The following is a 17,361-nucleotide window of genomic DNA, read 5'->3' as shown; positions in this document are numbered from 1 at the left end:
GTTTGAGAAGTTGTGCTGCACATTTAAGGTTTTACAGCGTGTTTCGTGCGTATGGTCCGCGCATGGCGCTGTAGGTCATAACCAGTGATTCGTAGTGGTCGGTGCAAGGCTATGCCCCATCTGGCGCGTGACAGCACTGCGGAAAATTGAAGCGTCAGGGAAAGCGACGAGATACATGGCAACCAAGGTCAAGGAAAACGAAGAAGCCGAGAACGAGCGCGATGGCGCGACCGACGGTCCGCTTCTCGATCTTTCGGATGACGCGGTCAAGAAAATGATCAAGGCCGCCAAGAAGCGCGGCTACGTCACTATGGATGAGCTGAATTCGGTTCTGCCGTCTGAGGAAGTGACCTCGGAGCAGATCGAAGACACCATGGCGATGCTTTCCGACATGGGCATCAACGTCGTCGAGGACGAGGACGCCGAAGATCCGGCGGCCGAAGAAAGCGATAACGACGAAGAAGCCGAAAGCGAAGGCGGCGAACTGGCGCCTGCTGGCAATACCGCTGTTGCCACAGCCAAGAAGAAAGAGCCGACCGACCGCACGGACGACCCGGTGCGCATGTATCTGCGCGAAATGGGCTCGGTGGAGTTGCTGTCGCGCGAAGGCGAAATCGCCATTGCCAAGCGCATCGAGGCTGGCCGCGAAACGATGATCGCCGGTCTCTGTGAGAGCCCGCTGACCTTCCAGGCGCTGATTATCTGGCGCGATGAGCTGAACGAAGGCACAACGCTGCTGCGCGAAATCATTGACCTTGAGACCACCTATTCCGGTCCAGAGGCCAAGGCCGCGCCGCAATTCCAGAGCCCGGAAAAAATCGAGGCGGACCGCAAGGCTGCCGAGGAAAAGGAAAAGACCCGCCGGGTCCGCTCCAGCGAAGACGACATCACCAATGTCGGCGGCGACATGCAGATGCCGGAAGAAGAGGAAGAGGACGAAGACGAGTCCAATCTTTCGCTGGCCGCCATGGAAGCCGAGCTGCGGCCCCAGGTCATGGAAACCCTCGACCTGATCGCCGATACCTATAAGAAGCTGCGCAAGTTGCAGGACCAGCAGGTGGAAGCGCGCCTGGCCTGTGCCGGCACGCTGTCATCAGGCCAGGAGCGGCGCTACAAGGAGCTGAAGGATCAGCTGATCACGGCGGTCAAATCGCTGTCGCTGAACCAGAACCGGATCGACAGCCTTGTCGAGCAGCTCTACGACATTTCCAAGCGCCTGATGCAGAACGAAGGCCGCCTGTTGCGGCTGGCTGAAAGCTACGGCGTCAAGCGCGACAGCTTCCTGGAGCAATATCAGGGCGCGGAACTCGATCCCAACTGGATGAAGTCGGTCGGCAATCTTGCTGCCCGCGGCTGGAAGGATTTCGCCCGCGAGGAAAACAACACTATCCGGGAAATCCGTCAGGAAATCCAGAATCTGGCGACCGAAACCGGCATTTCCATCGCCGAATTCCGCCGCATCGTCTCCATGGTGCAGAAGGGCGAGCGCGAAGCCCGCATCGCCAAGAAGGAAATGGTCGAGGCCAATCTGCGTCTGGTTATTTCGATTGCCAAGAAATACACCAATCGCGGCCTGCAATTCCTCGACCTGATCCAGGAAGGCAATATCGGCCTGATGAAGGCGGTGGATAAGTTCGAATACCGGCGCGGCTACAAGTTCTCCACCTATGCGACGTGGTGGATTAGGCAGGCAATCACCCGTTCGATTGCCGACCAGGCCCGCACGATCCGTATTCCGGTGCATATGATCGAAACGATCAACAAGATCGTTCGGACCTCGCGCCAGATGCTGCACGAAATTGGCCGCGAACCGACCCCGGAAGAACTGGCTGAAAAGCTGGCCATGCCGCTCGAAAAAGTCCGCAAGGTGCTGAAAATCGCCAAGGAGCCGATCTCGCTCGAAACCCCTGTGGGCGACGAGGAAGATTCGCATCTCGGCGACTTCATCGAGGACAAGAACGCGCTGCTGCCCATCGACGCCGCCATCCAGGCCAACCTGCGCGAAACCACCACTCGCGTGCTGGCCTCGCTGACACCACGCGAAGAGCGCGTGCTGCGCATGCGCTTCGGCATCGGCATGAACACCGACCACACGCTGGAAGAAGTTGGCCAACAGTTCTCGGTCACCCGCGAACGTATCCGCCAGATCGAAGCCAAGGCCCTGCGCAAGCTCAAGCATCCGAGCCGCTCGCGCAAACTGCGCAGCTTCCTGGATAGCTAAGGTTAGCGAAGAGACAAGAGTTGAAAACCCGGCGGAAACGCCGGTTTTTTGTGGCCAGAATTATCAGTGTCTCTTCTCCCGGATTAGGACTTTCGCGTCACATTATCACTGCCAACGCATCGGCAATCACGCTCTATCGGGAACCATAAGAGGCTATGCCTATCCGATCTCCCCCCCTTGAGGGGGAGATGCCTGGCAAGGCAGAGGGGGGTAAGCGGCATATCAAAACGTCCGCGCCGTGTCCTGTGGTTCAACATGAACCTGCAAACTCTCGCTGCTCACGTATCGCGGACGGATAGAGCGGCAATGGTAGAGGGAATGCTTGCGGCGGATGAGGTGAGCACGGTGGGTTTTGCAATGGGCGGCGCGGGGTTCGCGGCAATCAAATATCCCGTCCGCGAGGGTGCTGGTGGGATGCTGGCTGCTATGGCGGATGCAGATGTCATTTTGTTCTCCTGACCGGCCTTTTCCGTATCATTTGGCGTCGTCCGGTTGACAGCGAGGCCGTCATCGCCCCGGCAGAATAACCGGGCTTGCCCGGCGCGGGCCAATATCTTGTACACCTGTGAGAAAATTCTGATTTGAAAAAGGATAATTTTACCGATTGTGCATAATGCAGCGCAAAAAATTGCTGTTGTGGAAAAATCGCGCTGTGCGGGTATGTTTTATCAAAAATTAGTGCAGCAGATCCGTGCGGTAAGGGTCTGATCTAGCTGCATCAACGCCCTCATTCCGGGGCAATAAAATCCGATCTGCCCCACTTCCAATTACCACCCTTTATGCGCTAAACATCGGGTGAGATCGGTTGTAACGCGCCGATCTTGGGGCGTGGAAACCCCTTACACAACGGCCTGTGTCGGTCGTTATAAAGACACCCCTCAGCCATAGGTTTGTGGCTGAGGGGTGGACTGTGTCTATACGGTTCGCTCTTTACCATTCTCTATGGTCGGGGAGGTCTCGGCGTATGTCCAGAGCTTCGGCTTAAAGGTCGGGGCGGTCGTCTTTACCGGCTTTCCAACTCCCCGATCACCAGAGGGCAAAACCCTCCGGTGATCGCTCGTGTTGTTCACAGGGAGCGCCGCAATGGAGACTTACGATATCTGGGCTGACCTTCTCGCCACCTTCCGCGCCTCACCGGATGCGATCAAGGCCCTCTGGCTGCTGATCCCACCGGGCGTGTTTCTGGCTGTCCTGGCGCTGCTGCTCCGCTACCGCCTGCGACGCAGAGAGGCAGATAAAAACACCGAACTGACCTACACCGTCATCCGCCAGGACGACCAGACCGTGCAAATCTACAGCCACGGCACCGGCAACCCCCACACCGACCCGATTTTCCTGCCTGTCACAAGAGCCGACAGCGGCAAATTGCTGGAATACTGGGAGCGTTCCGAGCATTCTTAGCGGTGCAGGGCGGTTAGTTCCGGGGCGACACTTACTATTGCATTTGCTTTGCGGTGGAAAACGGGGAGCGAATGATGGTTGGAGCAACTTTGCCTTGTTGGCTAAGGTCCGGTTGTGCATGGTTATGTCGGGGCCAAGCGCAGGGGTTGTGATGGTGGAATGGGTGCCGACGATTGATGAGATTGATAGTTCGGAGAAGCTTGAGGCTTATCTGAGGACGCGGCCCGTTGAAGAGGCGCAAGTCATTGCTCACAGAGCAGCAATGAGAAACTATCCAAGTGCTATTGCAGCTGTTGAACCACTATTTTCAACAGTACATTTGAATGATATTCAAGTAGGCCTTTTACGGATTTTTCGAGCTGCATTTGTGGGGTGGCAATTACTGCGCTATCCGGAGCACCCAAATGAAATGGCTGCTATAAAATCGTCATTCAATTCAAATGAAAAATCGGCTTCTTCTATTGGTTTGGCAAATATACCTCTCGGTATCAGGCGCGTTTTAAAGGCAGCTATTGCCTCAATCCGGCAGTCCGAAGTCGCTTACAGTTCATCTGGTGAACAGTTCTGGTTCGAGGTGCAAGCTGATTGCAATTTTTTGACACAAAATTTGGCAAGAGATCTTATTGTAACATCCATTTGGAGGTCTGGTAGTCCGCCTATTACAACATGGACTACGTGGATTCATGCCCAAAAAACATTGCAAAAATTGGGTGAACATTGGATTTTAGTAAGACAGTGGTTTGATGTTGCTTGCAATTCGGGAACTTTATGGGGGGCTTTAGGAGAACAGAAAGCCCGCTTCTCCTATCCCGATTTTTTGGATGATGAATTTTGGAGTCGCGATCCTGCTGTGGTGATAGAAGAAATTGCGTTGCGTCTTGGTGCAACTCAAAAAGCGCAGATTTCAGAAGGCGTTTCATTGCTCTTTTCTTCCTCTGTGGGGGAAGATGTTTCTAAAAACGTTGATTTTTTCATCAGCTACTCCACCAAAAACGTGGCTTATGCCCGCGAGATCAACGGTTACCTTGAGGATGCCGGATACTCGACCATAGCCCAATTCAAAGATTTTCCCGTCGGTTCAAACTTTGTCATTGAGATGCAGGAGGGCTTGGAACGAGGGGCAAGGGCTATTGCGCTGCTGTCACCGGACTATGTTGCGTCGGACCATTGCCGCGCAGAATGGGCCGCTATTTACGCTATGGACCCCATCGGCAAACGGCGAAAACTGGTTTCCTTTCTGTTGGAGCCAACCGAACTGAATAAGCTTCAGCGGCAAATTGTTTATAGCTCATTGATTGGCTTAAAACAGGATGCTCGCCGAAAGGCAGTCTTGGATGCCATTCGCCATGTGGTTGAGGTGGTTACGCCCGATCAGTTGAAGCAGAAACTTGCAGATATTGTCAGCCCGGACGTGGCCGTGACTGCGGATGGCAAGATTGATGTGACGCCCAATGCCAAATACGATTTGGCCGTCAATTCTCTAGACTTTCCGGACCTGCCGACAAATTTGCGCGGGCTGTGCACCATTATTATAGAATCTCTGCCAGAGAATAGCCCCAAAACCATTGCGCCAACTTTGCGAGGTTATCGCGGACATTTAGAAGAACGCGGAGCAAAGCCGGCTATTGGTTTTTTGGGAATGCTGGTCGCGGCCCTGACGAAGGAATTTGAGTCAGCCGATTTTGAATTTTGGGGTAGCGGCGTCAATGAGCATTTCGAGTCGTTTTTTGCCTGTCACTCAAAATTCCTTTGTCATTTTCCGCGCTCAGGCGAGCGGGAGCTGACCTATGCGGAAGCGGAAATTAACGAGGATGAGGCAAGTGGTGACGATCTTATACAGCCTGTTCAGAGCGTTGCGGATGCAGTTGAAGAGCTGAAGACTATCGGTAAGGTCACTCCGGATTTAGAAAGGGTTGTTCAAGGGCAGGTTCAAATTGCAAAAGATGTAAGCAGTTTACCTCCGAACTTGAGTGAAGATGCAGGCAAAGGGAATGTCATAACGCCGAAACGGCGTTTTGTGCTGAGTCAATTGGGCTTTTGGGAGCGGATGTTGGCGGCTGTGGGCAGTATGACGACTCTTGCCACTACTCCCCAGGGGCAGGCAGCCATTGCCGCTTTGCGCGAAGCAATCGCTAAATTTTTGTCACTTATCCTGTGAGCTTGATGATGGCAGATAATCTGCAAAGTGAAGACAACGCCGTTGCCGAGGTCCACTCGAAATCATTCCACCGCCTCCAGGGCTTACTCAAAGGCGAAACCAACGGTCGCGTTCTCTCCATCGAAGAGATCAACGAAGCCATCATTGACGGTTGCCTTGCGGCCAATCACCCCAATCTCCCCCGCACCACCCGCATAAACACCCTCGCGCCAACCTCAATCAACACATCCGGAAAGTCATAATCCGGGTTGTGCAACGCCGGGTGTGTCTCGCCCGCGCCGAGGAAGAACATGGCGGTGGGGCAGATGGTGCGGAAGCGGCCGAAGTCTTCGGAGGCGCGCATGGGCAGGGCGCGGGCGTCGTGGGAAATGCCTTCGGCATCGAGGGCGGTGGTGAGGGCGGTGACGGCTTGCGGGGCGTTTTCGCAGTGCAGGAAGATGTCGTGATAGGTGAGGGTCAGGCCAAGGCGGTGTTGTGCGGCGGTTGCGTGGGCGAGGGCTTCGGCTTGGCTGCAAAGCCCGTCCATGCCCTCATCGGTCAAGGTTCGCAGTGTCACCCAGATTTCGCCGTCGCCGGGCGCGATGCCGAAGGCGGGTTCGCCGAGTTGTGCGTGGGTCACGGTGGCGAGGCGGAAGTCGGGGGCGGGTGGGGCGCTGTGGGAGAGGGCGGTCAGGGCTGGCATCAGGCTGCTGATCGCCTGCATCGGCGACAGGCCGGTTTCGGGCTGCGAGGCATGGGCGGTCTTGCCGGTCAGCGTGATTTTCAGCCCGCGTGAGGCGCAATTGACCGGGCCTGCCTTCAGCGCCACATGGCCGAGTGGAAGACCCGGCAGATTGTGCAGGGAAAAGGCCAGATCCGGCGCAATCTCAGCAAAGCGCGGATCGGCCAGCACAGCGGCGGCACCAGCCCCATTTTCCTCGGCAGGCTGAAACAGCAGCACAACGCGGCCTGTGGCAGGCGGCTGGCGCGACAGGCCAAGTGCCAGGGCCAGCAGAATGGTGGAATGGCCGTCATGGCCGCAGAGATGGCCTTTTCCCGGGATTGTGGATCCATAGGGCAAGCGGTTTTTTTCCGTAATCGGCAGGGCGTCGAGTTCGGAGCGGAACAGCAGGGTCGGGCCGGGTGCCGCACCCGAAAACACCGCCGCTACGCCATGGCCGCCAAGCCCGGTCAGGATGCGGGCTGGGTTGAACGGCGTCAGTGCCTCGACGATCCGACGGGCAGTCTCTTGTTCCTCACCGGAGACTTCCGGATAGCGATGAAGCTCGTGGCGGATGGCGGTGAGTGCGTGCAGATCGGTAGGGCTGAGGAACATGGTGGCTCCGCAATGGCGTGGCTGACATGCGTCTGTTAGCACGCCCTTGTGTCTGTCTGAAAGTATCGTGTCGGTCTGAAAGTGTCGAAACGCGGCTTGCGGGTTTGCGGCGGGCGGCAGCCCCGTGTATGGATCGGGCAATGCAGGAAAAGCCGCAACCGATGCATAAGCGCTTTGTCTGGGGCATCACCGCCTCGGTGCTGCTGCATGGGCTTCTGGTTCTGGCATTCCTGGCCCATTGGCCTGCCCCGGCGCCTGATGCGCCGAAGGAAGAGGTCGTGTCGGTTTCCATTGAGCCGCCGCCAGAGGAAAAGCCTCAACCTGAAAAGCCAAAACCGGAAAAGCAATTGCAGCTGGAGTTGAAGCCGGAGGCCAAGCCAAAGGAAGCCCCGGCACCTGCCGCCGCTGCGCCCAAGCCAGAAGAGAAGAAGCCAGAAGAAAAGCAGGAGGCCAAACCGCCTGCACCTGCGCCACAGCAGGAGCCGCCAAAGCCTGCTGAGGATAAGCCGCAAGCCCTGGAATCAGCCCCGAAGGACGAGGAGGCCCCGAAGGAGGATGCGCCCCCTGTGCCACCGCCTGCCGAGGAACCGGCAGCGCAAACTCAGTCACCACCCCCCGATGCCCCGAAGGCCGGGCCAGACAAGTCTGCCGTAGGTGATCCACAAAAGACTGAGCCGCCGCAGCCGCCCGCGCTGCCTAAAGATGTGACGCCGCCGGATGCCGGGCTGGCCGGACAATTGCCGACGCCGGACAAGGTGGAAAAGCCGGGCGGCGGGCTGGTGACGGAGCAACGCTTTGCGCTGGACGAGGAGAGTGCAACGAAGCCGCAGCAGAAGCCGGAGGCCTTGCCTTCGCCTGTTGTGGCAGACAAGAAAGCCGGACCGGTTGCCGCGTTGAAGCCCGCCAAACGGATTTATTCCAAGGCAACGCTGTCCGATCCGCGGGTGCGCCAAGCCCTCGGCACGCTGCCGCCGGAACGCCGGATCGTGCAGATTTGCAGCATCGAAATGCTGGAACAGGTCCGCCGCGCCGTGCCCGGCGCGGTTCCGGATGTGATTGCGGGATCTCCGACGACGCGACAGACCGTTACCGCTCGGTTGATGGATGTATCGGGTGCTGCTTTCCGCAGCCGGGGACAATGGTATGATATCGGCTATCATTGCGAAACGGATGCCAAGACCCTTGCAATCACCAGCTTCAGCTATTCACTCGGAGCCGCCGTGCCGAAAAGCCAGTGGCAGGCGCGGCGTTTTCCGGTGAATTGACGCTTACGAATGCCGGATCAGCCCGATGGCGATCCAGGCCATGACCACGGCGATGATTGCATCCAGAATGCGCCAGGAGACGGGCCGCGCAAATACCGGCACCAATAGCCGTGCGCCATAGCCAAGCGAGAAGAAAAACAGGAAGGATGCCGAAACCGCGCCAAGGCCGAAGGCTGTCTTGTGATCCGCAAACCGGCTGGAAATCGAGCCAATCAGCAGCACCGTATCCAGATAGACATGCGGGTTGAGAAAGGTGAGGGCGAGGCAGGTGGCAAGGCTGGCGGTGAGCGTGCTGGGCTTTGCCTCGCCGGGCGCGAGGCCGCTTTCGGTTTTCAGCGCAGCGAAGGCATGCCGGGCGCTATAGGCCAGAAGAAACGCCGCGCCACCATAGCGCAGCACCGGCTCAAAAGCGGGCAGAAGTGCGGTTACTGTCGCCAGCGCGGAAATGCCAAGCACGATCAGCAAGGCATCAGAGGCGGCGCAGGTCAGGCAGAGGATAAAGACATGCTCGCGCCGCAAGCCCTGGCGCAGCAGGAAGGCGTTTTGCGCCCCAATGGCGACAATCAGGCTCAGGCCAAGAAACAGGCCGGAAAAATAGGCGGTTTGCATAGGGGTCTCCAGGTTGCCGCCCTTTGACTAATGCAAATGAATTCATTAGAAAAATTAACAAATATAATCAGGCATAAGAATTTCTAATGGCATTTGATGGTGAGCATTTATCGGCGCTGGTGGCTGTGCTGCGCAGCGGCAGTTTCGAAAAAGCCGCCCGGCAATTAGGGGTAACGCAATCGGCGATCTCGCAGCGCATCAAGCTGCTGGAGGAGCGATCAGGCACGGCACTGATCATTCGTGGCCAACCTTGCTTGCCGACCTCGGCGGGGGCGCGGCTGTGCCGCCATGCCGAGGAAGTGGCCTTGCTGGAGCGCGAGGTGATCGGTGATCTCGGTCTTGCGCAGGCGGCCCAGGTAACGGTGCGGCTGGCGGTCAATGCCGATAGTCTCGCGACATGGTTCGTGCCAGCCATGGCTGCGGTGGAGGGCCTGTTGTTCGATCTGGTGCTTGACGATCAGGACCACAGTGCCGATTGGCTGCGGCGCGGTGAGGTGCGGGCGGCGGTGACCTCGCTTGCCGCGCCCGTTCAGGGCTGCGATTGCCGACCGCTTGGTTTGCTGACTTACCGCGCCACGGCCAGCCCGGATTTCGCGGCGCGATGGTTTCCCCAGGGCGTCACCGCTGAGGCTCTGGCTGTCGCCCCTTGCCTAACTTTCAACGCTAAGGATGGATTGCAAACCGCCTGGATGGAGCAGGTGGCCGGATGCCGCCTGTCACCCCCTTGCCATTGGCTGCCCTCCAGCCAGGCTTTTATCGACGCGTCGCGTCTGGGGCTGGGCTGGGGCATGAACCCGGCGGTTTCGGTGGCGGCTTTGATCGCCGAGGGCGTGCTGGTGGATCTGAGGCCGGATCAACCGCTTGCCGTGCCGCTTTATTGGCATTGGAGCAGGGCGCTGGGCCGGGCGCTCGATCCGCTAACGGCAAGCGTCCTTGCCGCAGCACGCCAATGCTTGCTGCCCATGGCGCGTAAACTTCCATCAATGCGGTAAGACTGCATTCACCACAAAGTATATTTGGGGCGTAGAGATGGATGGTACAACGCTTTGTTGTTAAGTTTTCCCTCATATTGTTGCCTCGCGTCGATAGCTGGGAGGCATTGGGATAGACTATGAAAGGGATGGTTTTTACGGAAATGCTCGAATTCGTCGCCGCGACCTGGAATGAAGACATGGCCGACGACATTATCGAAGCCTCTCTGCTGACCAATGGGCTTGCCAGTGGCGGAGCCTATACCAGCGTCGGCACCTATGACCATCGTGAAATGATGGCGCTGCTGGCTGCGCTTTCGCAACGCTCCGGCCTTGGCGTCGATGCATTGATGCAGGCGTTCGGACTGCATCTTGCGGGACGTTTCGCCGTGTTGTTTCCAGGCTTTTTCGACCGCAGCGGCGGTCTCTTCGGCTTTCTCGCCAGCATTGACGCCCATATTCATGTCGAGGTGAAAAAGCTCTATCCCGACGCGGAATTGCCTTCCTTCGAAATTCTCAGCCAGAACGGTACGTCCCTGTCTATGCTCTATCGTTCCGGGCGGAAAATGGAGGCCCTGGCGGAAGGCCTGATCCAAGGGGCTGCCCGGCATTTTGGAAGCATTGTTACGGTCGAACGCAGCGCGCGCGACGATGGGGCAACTCTGTTTGTGATCGCCGAGAGCGCATCGTGATGGTAAACCAGCCACTTGAGGTTTCCGAGCCTGATCGGATCGACCGGCTGACCCGCCGTCTGGAGCGCGAGCGCGCAGCCCGCCGCCAGGCCGAGACATTGCTGGAAGCGCGTGCGCGTGAACTTTACATGGCCAATTGCCAATTGGCACGACAGGCGGAAGATCTCGAACAGCGGGTCATGCAGCGCACGGAGGAGCTGGTTCAGGAGCGCGAACGCGCCATTGCGCTGGCCCAGCAGGACCAATTGACCGGGCTTGCCAATCGTCGCAGCTTTACCGCGGTTTTGACCGACGCTTGCCAGAAGAGCCGCCTTCGAGGCGACCGTGTTACGGTTGTTCTTGTTGATATGGATAGGTTCAAGGCGATCAACGACGCTTATGGTCATGAGGCGGGGGATGCGGTGCTGCGGGAATTTGCCCGCCGGCTGATGGTTGCGGCTGGACCTGGAACGGTGGCACGGCTGGGTGGTGACGAATTTGCATTGATTCTCGACCATCTGTCGGATGTGACGGCCGATCATGCCTTTGTCTCAAGTTTTCGCGCCAGTTTGCAGGAGCCAGTTCTCTTCAACGGCAAGCGCCTGGAGGTCTCGGCGTCCATCGGATATGCGAGCCTGCCGGATCATGCCGCATCGTCCACCGAATTGCTGCGGCATGCCGATATGGCGCTTTACGTTTCCAAGAAAGCTGGGCTGTCGCTGGCGACCGCTTTTGACGACGACCTTTGGGCCGAGGCCAACGAGCGACGCTTGCTGGAACTGGAACTGGTGCTGGCCATGGACCGCCATGAAATCATGCCCTGGTACCAGCCGATCGTTGATGGAGCCAGCAAGCGGATACTGGGGGTGGAAGTGCTGGCACGCTGGCAGCATCCCTATCGCGGTCTGGTGCTGCCGGGTGTATTTCTGCCACTGGCGGAAGAGCGCAACCTTCTGGATCGGTTGTTTGCGCAGGTCGCCCGCGCCGCCTGTGCGCAAACAGCGCCGCTGGTCAAGGCTGGCAAGCTCAACTACGTGTCGGTCAATATTTCTCCAAGCCAGTTCAAGTCCGGTAATCTGGCGATGGTCATCGCGTCCATCCTGGAGCAGACCGGTTTTCCAGCCACGGCATTGGTGGTGGAGATTACCGAGGACCTGATCATGTCGGACCTGCTGCGGGCCGGGCGCGAGCTTTCCGAACTTTCGCGGCTCGGCGTTCGGGTCGCGCTCGATGATTTCGGCACAGGCTATTCGAATATTTCCTCTCTCAGCAGCCTGCCGATCCAGTGGTTGAAGCTGGACCGTAGCCTGATCAGCCGGGTTGGGGAAGACCGGGTTGGGCAGGTTATCGTTCAGGCCGTGCTGCAAATGGCCCAGGCGCTCGGCATCGATGTTGTCGCGGAAGGTATCGAAACGGAGGTGCAGGCACGCTGGCTTGTGGAAGCCGGATGCCGCAAACATCAGGGTTTTCTCTATGGCCGCCCGGCTCCTCTGGAAGATTTGCTGTGTTTCTCCCAACCGGAACGTCTAAGCCTTGCAGCTGGAAAGAGCCCTTGACGCAGACGTTCTATGGGCCATTTCCTTGACGGAGCGCAATTCGAGGACCATTCCATGCCGCAAACCAGCCTGTCGATTTCCACGCGTGGCCAGGGTCTGTACGAATTTACCGATCAGGTCGGTGATTTTGTCAGGCATGCGGGCGCCCCGGAAGGACTATTGACTGTTTTCGTGCGCCATACATCCTGCTCGCTGATCATCCAGGAAAATGCCGATCCGGATGTGAAGCGCGATCTCAAAGTGTTTTTTCAGCGCCTGGTCCCGCCGTGTAACGATCCGTCCATGGCATGGATCACCCATCGCCAGGAAGGGCCCGATGATATGCCGGCCCATATAAAAGCGGCGCTGACGCAGGTGTCGATTGGTATTCCGGTGGCCAATGGACGGCTTTTGCTTGGAACCTGGCAGGGTATTTACCTGTTCGAACATCGCGACCAACCCCATACGCGCCAGGTAGTAATGCATCTAAGCTCTTGAACCACAAGCTGAAATTAATGAACCGAGACTGAATGGGCGCTTCTGATGGCGTTCAGTATTGCGGCGTTAATCTCTCAATCAATCGCTTACGGAAACGGGCTGTCCGACGCGAGATCTTGGTTGGCTTTTCTGCGTCGGTGTTCTGCGCAGATCATTCAAACCCATGATTAGATAAGGGTTTTCGGGGCGGTGAGCCGGTTTTTCAAAGAGAAACCCATGCCGTCCTTCGAGGAGAAAAACAATGCGAAGCATTTTTGCGAAAACAGCTCTGGCCGGACTGGCCTTGATCGGCGCGGTGGTTGCCACGGTTGGCCCGGCCGCGGCCCAGCCGGACGTTCGCCTGGGCGTCTATATCGGCGGCGATGCGCCGCAACTGGTGCAGTCCTGGGACGGTGACGGTTATCGTCGTCCACCACCACCGCCGCCGCCGTGGGGTGGCCCGCCGCCACCACCGCCACCATGGGGTGGCCCACCGCCTCCGCCACCACGGCGTTGGGATGGTCCCGATCCGCGTTACGGTGGCGTTTGTTCGCCCGGTGATGCGATCCGTCAGGCCCGCCGCGATGGTTTGCGCCGCCCGAATATCGAGCGTGTCACGCCGCGCCGCGTGATTGTCGGTGGTACCCGTTACGGCGAATATGATCGCGTCGTTCTTGCAAATCGCCCCGGCTGCCCCTTCGCGAATTGAAGTCGGTTTGAATTGAAGAGTGATGTTAAATGATTGGCGGCGCGCGTCCCGACAGGACGCGCGCCGTATCTACGTTTGTCTGGTGATCGCACATTTGTAATCGCGCTGGACTTATTGTTTTATTCGTCTGACTATGGGTAAGGATCAGATCAAAAGGCGCTGCCGTATCGATACGAGAGATAATGGCGACGTCATAGAGTGTGTCGCTTGGTCTGATCGAAGCATTTCAGAGCCTACTGCATCATGTGTGTTTTTATAAACCGGACACAGGATGCGAGTAACATTCACATTAGTATTTATATTTAGTCATTTTTAAAATTCGTTGCTGGAGACATGTCTCAATGGACAGGCTTTCTTCTGAAAACACCACAGATTCCATTTCCGAAATAACCGATATGACTGTCAGCGCGCTTCACGCGCTTGCCTATCCAATCGATACCCATCTGGATTCGCTGTTTCTATCGCGACTGGCCGGATATGATTTCTGGAAGGGAGACTGGAAGGCGCATCGGCGCTCCCTTGTGGTCTGGCTGATTCGCAAAACCTCACCCAGAGGGCGCAACAGGCCATTGTCCGAACATGTCAGCGGGCCTGATTTTCTGGAAGGCGGTTATGGTGGGGCCTGTTTCAGCGCCCATGCCCTGTGGGAAAATCTTATTCCGACCCCCTTCCTCGACCCCTGGAAAAACTGGGTGGATCATCACCGCTATGTGGAAGAGGTTATCAGGCAGAGCCAGGGCCGGATGCGGCTGGCGCGCAACGCCCACGAGGTCCGCGCCGCCAAGGCGGAGGGTGCGCGATGCGCGATCCTGTCCATGGAAGGCGCGCATATGCTGGGGCCGGGTGGGGTTAAAAGCCAGGCCCTGCGGCTGGACAGGTTGGGAGAGATTGCCAAGGCCGGTGCCGCCTATCTGACCCTCAACCATTTCAGCCATACCGATATCTCCGAGGCCGGTTATGCGCCTGTCAATCCGTGGGGCAAGATCGAGGGTGGCGGGTTGTCTGCCTTCGGCAGGCAGGTGGTGGAGCGCTGCGTCGATGTCGGACTGCTGGTGGATGTCACCCACACATCCACGCAGGGGATTCTCGATGCTTGTGAGATTTGTGTTCGCCGCAACGTTCCGGTCTTTGCCTCGCACGGCGCATCGCGCACGGTGACACGGGGCGGGGAGGAGAGACCTTCACGTCATCTCGATCGGGCCTTCAGCGATGAAGCCATCCGTGCCATTGTCCGGACCGGCGGCTGTATCAGCGTTATCCTAGCACCGTATTTCCTTCAGAACCGCTATCTTGCGGATGGCAAGCCGGACATGGACGCCGACATTGCCTTCGTGATCGCCTATTATGAAGCGTTCGCGCAGCTCATCGCCAGTATGGACATTGTCGAGGATCCCTGGAAGCACCTGTCCTTTGGCAGCGATTTCGATGGTGGCATTTCCAGCCTGCCGACCGGCATGCAGAGCGGCGCCGATCTTCCAAAATTGACCGAAGCCATGATCGCCGCCGGTTGGCCGGCGCAACGGATCATTGATGTCTATAGCGGCAATTTCCTGCGTGTCTGGGAACAGGTCCGGCCCTGAGGCCGCCAATTTTGTCTTCGGCAGAAAATAGAGCAGCGCCGTCCGCAAGATTTGGCGGGCGGCGCTGTAGCGCTTTATATGTGCCGCATAATTTTCTCCTTAAATCGATGCCGGTTTAAGAAATTATCCGGTGTCTTCGAGCCGTGGTGTCAGTCTTCCATGCCGGTCCACAGCCGCTTGTCGGGAAGCAAGGGTGTGTGCCTATTCCACTTGGCAAGCTTTTCCCGGTAGCGCTGCCGATAGGTGTGATCGTCCTCGAAATCGATATTCTCCATGGCGAATTCGACACCGATCTCGTAATAGGCTTCCATATTGAGCAGCTCGGGCTTGGGTGTTTCCCCCCGCTCGCATTCGCCTTGCATCTGCCAAAACAATTCTTCGAGCCGGCGGGCGAGGCCGGGCATGTCACGCAGGGCGCTGGTTTCGAATTGTCGGCTCAGGCTTTCCTTGACGGCCATAAGGCTCTGGCGATCCTGGGCGAAGGCGATGGCGCGCCGCACATAGTCATCTGGAGATTGGCAGATCAGCTCCGGCGCTCCCGCCGATGCCACGACGCTGGCGCAGAAACGCGATGCGAAGCTTTTGCCGGGGAAGGTCAGGACCGGCAAGCCCATATTGATGGCGTCGGCCGCGGTGGAATGCGCACCGTAGGGGAAGGTATCGAGAAAGAGATCGGCAACAGCGATGCGGGCAAGATGCTGCGCATTGCCGGCCTTGGCCGCAAACAGCAGCCGAGCTGGATCAACGCCGCACCGGGTTGCCGTATCGCGCAGACGCTGATTGACCTCTTCGTTGCCGGACAACAACCAGAGCACGCTGCCGGGTGTCGCCTGCAGGATGGTCATCCAGCGGGTAAAGCCGCTTTGCGTAATCTTCTGCATGCCGTTGAAGCAGGCAAAGACAAAGGCGTCTTCGGGTAGGCCCACTTCGGCGCGTGTCGGGCGCGGCGCCACCTTCCGCTTGCGATCGACCGGCTGGTTGCAGGCGATCCGCAATACTTTTTCCGAGTAATAGATCTCGTGTTCAGGCGGAACAATATGATTGTCCGCGATCATATATTGATGGAAGGGGCTTGCCATTGAGCCGGGATAGCCGCAGAAATTGACGATAACAGGCGCGGGCCGATAGGCGAAAATCCGGGTGCGTGCATGTTTCGTGTAGCCGTTAACATCGATCAGCACGTCGATTTCATCGGCTGCGATCAGCCGGGCTGCATCGACGTCACTCAGCGCAAAAATATCGCGCCAGCCATCGACCGCCTGTTTGATACGTTGCTGGGTTTCGTCGAGCGCTATCGGTTCGCCACAATAATAGGCGAACACTTCGATACTGGTCTTGTCATGTAACTCCAGAACTTCGCGCAGCGCAAAGCCGACCGCATGGTCGCGAAGGTCGGATGACAGATAACCAACACGTAACCGCTGGCCGGTTCCGGTCTTCTGGCGTGGCAGTTGGCGTGGTACGGCGCTGAGATCCGGACGGCCGATCATTGTTTTGTTGCAGCGATAGGCCTTGGCCAGATGAAACAGCGGATCGTCTGAGTAGCAAGAGATCGTCAAGGGCGACACCGCATCCAGCAATTGGCGCATGGTGACATAGGGAGATTCTTGCAGGACAGGCCATTTGCATTGGCGCAACCGTATGGCGGACCAATGCTGACCGGCCTCAGTCTTGTCGGGCCGCAGCTCGATTGCTTTCCACAGGGAGGCTTCAGCCTCTTCCATCAGACCGGCATTTTCCAGCACGCGACCAATATGCTCCAGCACCATGATGCGATTGGCAAGCCGGTCAGGCGAAATATCCGTGGTCATTTCGGCAAAGCTGCGCCATTGTTGCAGGGCTTCGTTGAGCAGCCCGCTGTCTTCCAGAGACCGGCCGAGATTGACATGGGCTGCGCCGAATTCCGGATCAATCTTCAGGCAGGCGCGCAGGGCATTGATCGCCCCTGCCATATCGCCAAGCTGTCTCAAGGTGACGGAATAGTTGAAATAGACCATGTGCGCCAGCGGATGGGCGCTGTTATAGGCAATCCAGGCCTTGTAAAGTTCCATGGCCTGATCGACCCGACCTGCTCTGGCGTATTGCTCGGCGACTTCGAACAACTTTGTCAGGGAGAGCTGTTGAGTGCGTGCCTGCTCCACGAAGTCGGCAGCAGGTGTTGCGATAGTCGATGTTACAATGCCAGTGTCCATATCCACCCCAGGAACAGTCGGCCGCAAGGCCGGGTAACGACAGCAGGCCTATGCCGATGGGCATGAGGCATGACGCATAACACTTTTCCACGGTAAAACTGGATCGCAATGTCATGCTTGGCCTTGGTAGCGGCATTAGCTTGCATCGGGCTTGACGAAGGGTTGCCAGCAAAAAACACGGGCAAAACATTGCATTTGGGCGGAATGGAGCCTGTAAAAGCAAATGCGGCGCCTGTATGAGGCACCGCATCTGGTCT

General features: G+C 57.7%; 14 protein-coding genes. 10 read left to right on the top strand and 4 right to left on the bottom strand.

Annotation, left to right across the window (positions count from 1 at the left end; genetic code table 11):
• The first annotated feature begins 175 nt into the window (after positions 1-175).
• Positions 176-2,221, top strand: coding sequence for an RNA polymerase sigma factor RpoD (gene rpoD, locus AVCG78_RS10065; RefSeq protein ID WP_015916648.1), 2,046 nt, complete (start codon positions 176-178; stop codon positions 2,219-2,221).
• 278 nt (positions 2,222-2,499) lie between these two features.
• Here rpoD and AVCG78_RS10060 read toward each other — a convergent pair whose 3' ends face one another.
• A complete protein-coding gene (locus AVCG78_RS10060) occupies positions 2,500-2,667 on the bottom strand; it encodes a hypothetical protein (RefSeq protein ID WP_156582862.1) in 168 nt (55 codons plus the stop codon).
• Positions 2,668-3,304: 637 nt separating this feature from the next.
• Between AVCG78_RS10060 and AVCG78_RS10055 the strand changes: the two genes are divergently transcribed.
• Positions 3,305-3,622, top strand: a complete 318-nt coding sequence (locus AVCG78_RS10055) for a hypothetical protein (protein ID WP_071204854.1) — start codon at positions 3,305-3,307, stop codon at positions 3,620-3,622.
• 151 nt (positions 3,623-3,773) lie between these two features.
• Positions 3,774-5,780, top strand: coding sequence for a toll/interleukin-1 receptor domain-containing protein (locus AVCG78_RS10050; protein WP_174089691.1), 2,007 nt, complete (start codon positions 3,774-3,776; stop codon positions 5,778-5,780).
• Positions 5,781-5,946: 166 nt separating this feature from the next.
• On the opposite strand, the gene AVCG78_RS10045 is transcribed toward AVCG78_RS10050, so the two are convergent.
• On the bottom strand, positions 5,947-7,095 hold the full coding sequence (locus AVCG78_RS10045) for an amidohydrolase (protein ID WP_174089690.1): 1,149 nt from the start codon (positions 7,093-7,095) through the stop codon (positions 5,947-5,949).
• A gap of 161 nt (positions 7,096-7,256) precedes the next feature.
• On the opposite strand from AVCG78_RS10045, the gene AVCG78_RS10040 reads away from it, so the two are divergent.
• Positions 7,257-8,360 (top strand): DUF930 domain-containing protein, encoded by a 1,104-nt coding sequence (locus AVCG78_RS10040; protein ID WP_071584904.1) that lies wholly within the window; start codon positions 7,257-7,259, stop codon positions 8,358-8,360.
• Between the two features lie 3 nt (positions 8,361-8,363).
• Here the strand turns inward: AVCG78_RS10040 and AVCG78_RS10035 are convergent, their stop codons facing one another.
• The gene (locus AVCG78_RS10035; RefSeq protein ID WP_071203602.1) at positions 8,364-8,969 is read right to left on the bottom strand and encodes a LysE/ArgO family amino acid transporter; all 606 of its coding nucleotides are present in this window, start codon (positions 8,967-8,969) and stop codon (positions 8,364-8,366) included.
• An 86-nt stretch (positions 8,970-9,055) separates the two neighbouring features.
• On the opposite strand from AVCG78_RS10035, the gene AVCG78_RS10030 reads away from it, so the two are divergent.
• From AVCG78_RS10030 to AVCG78_RS10005, 6 genes are all read left to right on the top strand, one after another.
• The gene (locus AVCG78_RS10030) at positions 9,056-9,961 is read left to right on the top strand and encodes a LysR family transcriptional regulator ArgP (protein ID WP_071203604.1); all 906 of its coding nucleotides are present in this window, start codon (positions 9,056-9,058) and stop codon (positions 9,959-9,961) included.
• Between the two features lie 119 nt (positions 9,962-10,080).
• Entirely contained in the window at positions 10,081-10,632 is a 552-nt protein-coding gene (locus tag AVCG78_RS10025) for a heme NO-binding domain-containing protein (protein ID WP_071203606.1), read from the top strand.
• Positions 10,632-12,167 (top strand): putative bifunctional diguanylate cyclase/phosphodiesterase, encoded by a 1,536-nt coding sequence (locus tag AVCG78_RS10020; RefSeq protein ID WP_071203608.1) that lies wholly within the window; start codon positions 10,632-10,634, stop codon positions 12,165-12,167. Before AVCG78_RS10025 ends, AVCG78_RS10020 begins: the two co-directional genes overlap by 1 nt.
• Positions 12,168-12,221: 54 nt before the next feature.
• A complete protein-coding gene (locus AVCG78_RS10015; RefSeq protein ID WP_071203733.1) occupies positions 12,222-12,644 on the top strand; it encodes a secondary thiamine-phosphate synthase enzyme YjbQ in 423 nt (140 codons plus the stop codon).
• Between the two features lie 241 nt (positions 12,645-12,885).
• On the top strand, positions 12,886-13,332 hold the full coding sequence (locus AVCG78_RS10010; RefSeq protein WP_071203610.1) for a hypothetical protein: 447 nt from the start codon (positions 12,886-12,888) through the stop codon (positions 13,330-13,332).
• A gap of 341 nt (positions 13,333-13,673) precedes the next feature.
• Complete coding sequence (locus AVCG78_RS10005; RefSeq protein ID WP_071203612.1) at positions 13,674-14,912, top strand: membrane dipeptidase; 1,239 nt, start codon at positions 13,674-13,676, stop codon at positions 14,910-14,912.
• A 149-nt stretch (positions 14,913-15,061) separates the two neighbouring features.
• Here the strand turns inward: AVCG78_RS10005 and AVCG78_RS10000 are convergent, their stop codons facing one another.
• Complete coding sequence (locus AVCG78_RS10000; protein WP_081355399.1) at positions 15,062-17,104, bottom strand: O-linked N-acetylglucosamine transferase, SPINDLY family protein; 2,043 nt, start codon at positions 17,102-17,104, stop codon at positions 15,062-15,064.
• Between the last annotated feature and the right edge of the window lie 257 nt (positions 17,105-17,361).

Source organism: Gillisella vitis, from assembly GCF_021559775.1.
Lineage (GTDB): Bacteria > Pseudomonadota > Alphaproteobacteria > Rhizobiales > Rhizobiaceae > Allorhizobium > Allorhizobium ampelinum.
This window is presented reverse-complemented; position numbering and strand designations above follow the sequence as displayed.

Excerpts from the sequence above, each read along its gene's own strand:
- rpoD (WP_015916648.1), top strand. The coding sequence starts at position 176 with ATGGCAACCAAGGTCAAGGAAAACGAAGAAGCCGAGAACGAGCGCGAT.
- AVCG78_RS10060 (WP_156582862.1), bottom strand. The coding sequence starts at position 2,667 with ATGACATCTGCATCCGCCATAGCAGCCAGCATCCCACCAGCACCCTCG.
- AVCG78_RS10055 (WP_071204854.1), top strand. The coding sequence starts at position 3,305 with ATGGAGACTTACGATATCTGGGCTGACCTTCTCGCCACCTTCCGCGCC.
- AVCG78_RS10050 (WP_174089691.1), top strand. The coding sequence starts at position 3,774 with ATGGTGGAATGGGTGCCGACGATTGATGAGATTGATAGTTCGGAGAAG.
- AVCG78_RS10045 (WP_174089690.1), bottom strand. The coding sequence starts at position 7,095 with ATGTTCCTCAGCCCTACCGATCTGCACGCACTCACCGCCATCCGCCAC.
- AVCG78_RS10040 (WP_071584904.1), top strand. The coding sequence starts at position 7,257 with ATGCATAAGCGCTTTGTCTGGGGCATCACCGCCTCGGTGCTGCTGCAT.
- AVCG78_RS10035 (WP_071203602.1), bottom strand. The coding sequence starts at position 8,969 with ATGCAAACCGCCTATTTTTCCGGCCTGTTTCTTGGCCTGAGCCTGATT.
- AVCG78_RS10030 (WP_071203604.1), top strand. The coding sequence starts at position 9,056 with ATGGCATTTGATGGTGAGCATTTATCGGCGCTGGTGGCTGTGCTGCGC.
- AVCG78_RS10025 (WP_071203606.1), top strand. The coding sequence starts at position 10,081 with ATGAAAGGGATGGTTTTTACGGAAATGCTCGAATTCGTCGCCGCGACC.
- AVCG78_RS10020 (WP_071203608.1), top strand. The coding sequence starts at position 10,632 with ATGGTAAACCAGCCACTTGAGGTTTCCGAGCCTGATCGGATCGACCGG.
- AVCG78_RS10015 (WP_071203733.1), top strand. The coding sequence starts at position 12,222 with ATGCCGCAAACCAGCCTGTCGATTTCCACGCGTGGCCAGGGTCTGTAC.
- AVCG78_RS10010 (WP_071203610.1), top strand. The coding sequence starts at position 12,886 with ATGCGAAGCATTTTTGCGAAAACAGCTCTGGCCGGACTGGCCTTGATC.
- AVCG78_RS10005 (WP_071203612.1), top strand. The coding sequence starts at position 13,674 with ATGGACAGGCTTTCTTCTGAAAACACCACAGATTCCATTTCCGAAATA.
- AVCG78_RS10000 (WP_081355399.1), bottom strand. The coding sequence starts at position 17,104 with ATGGACACTGGCATTGTAACATCGACTATCGCAACACCTGCTGCCGAC.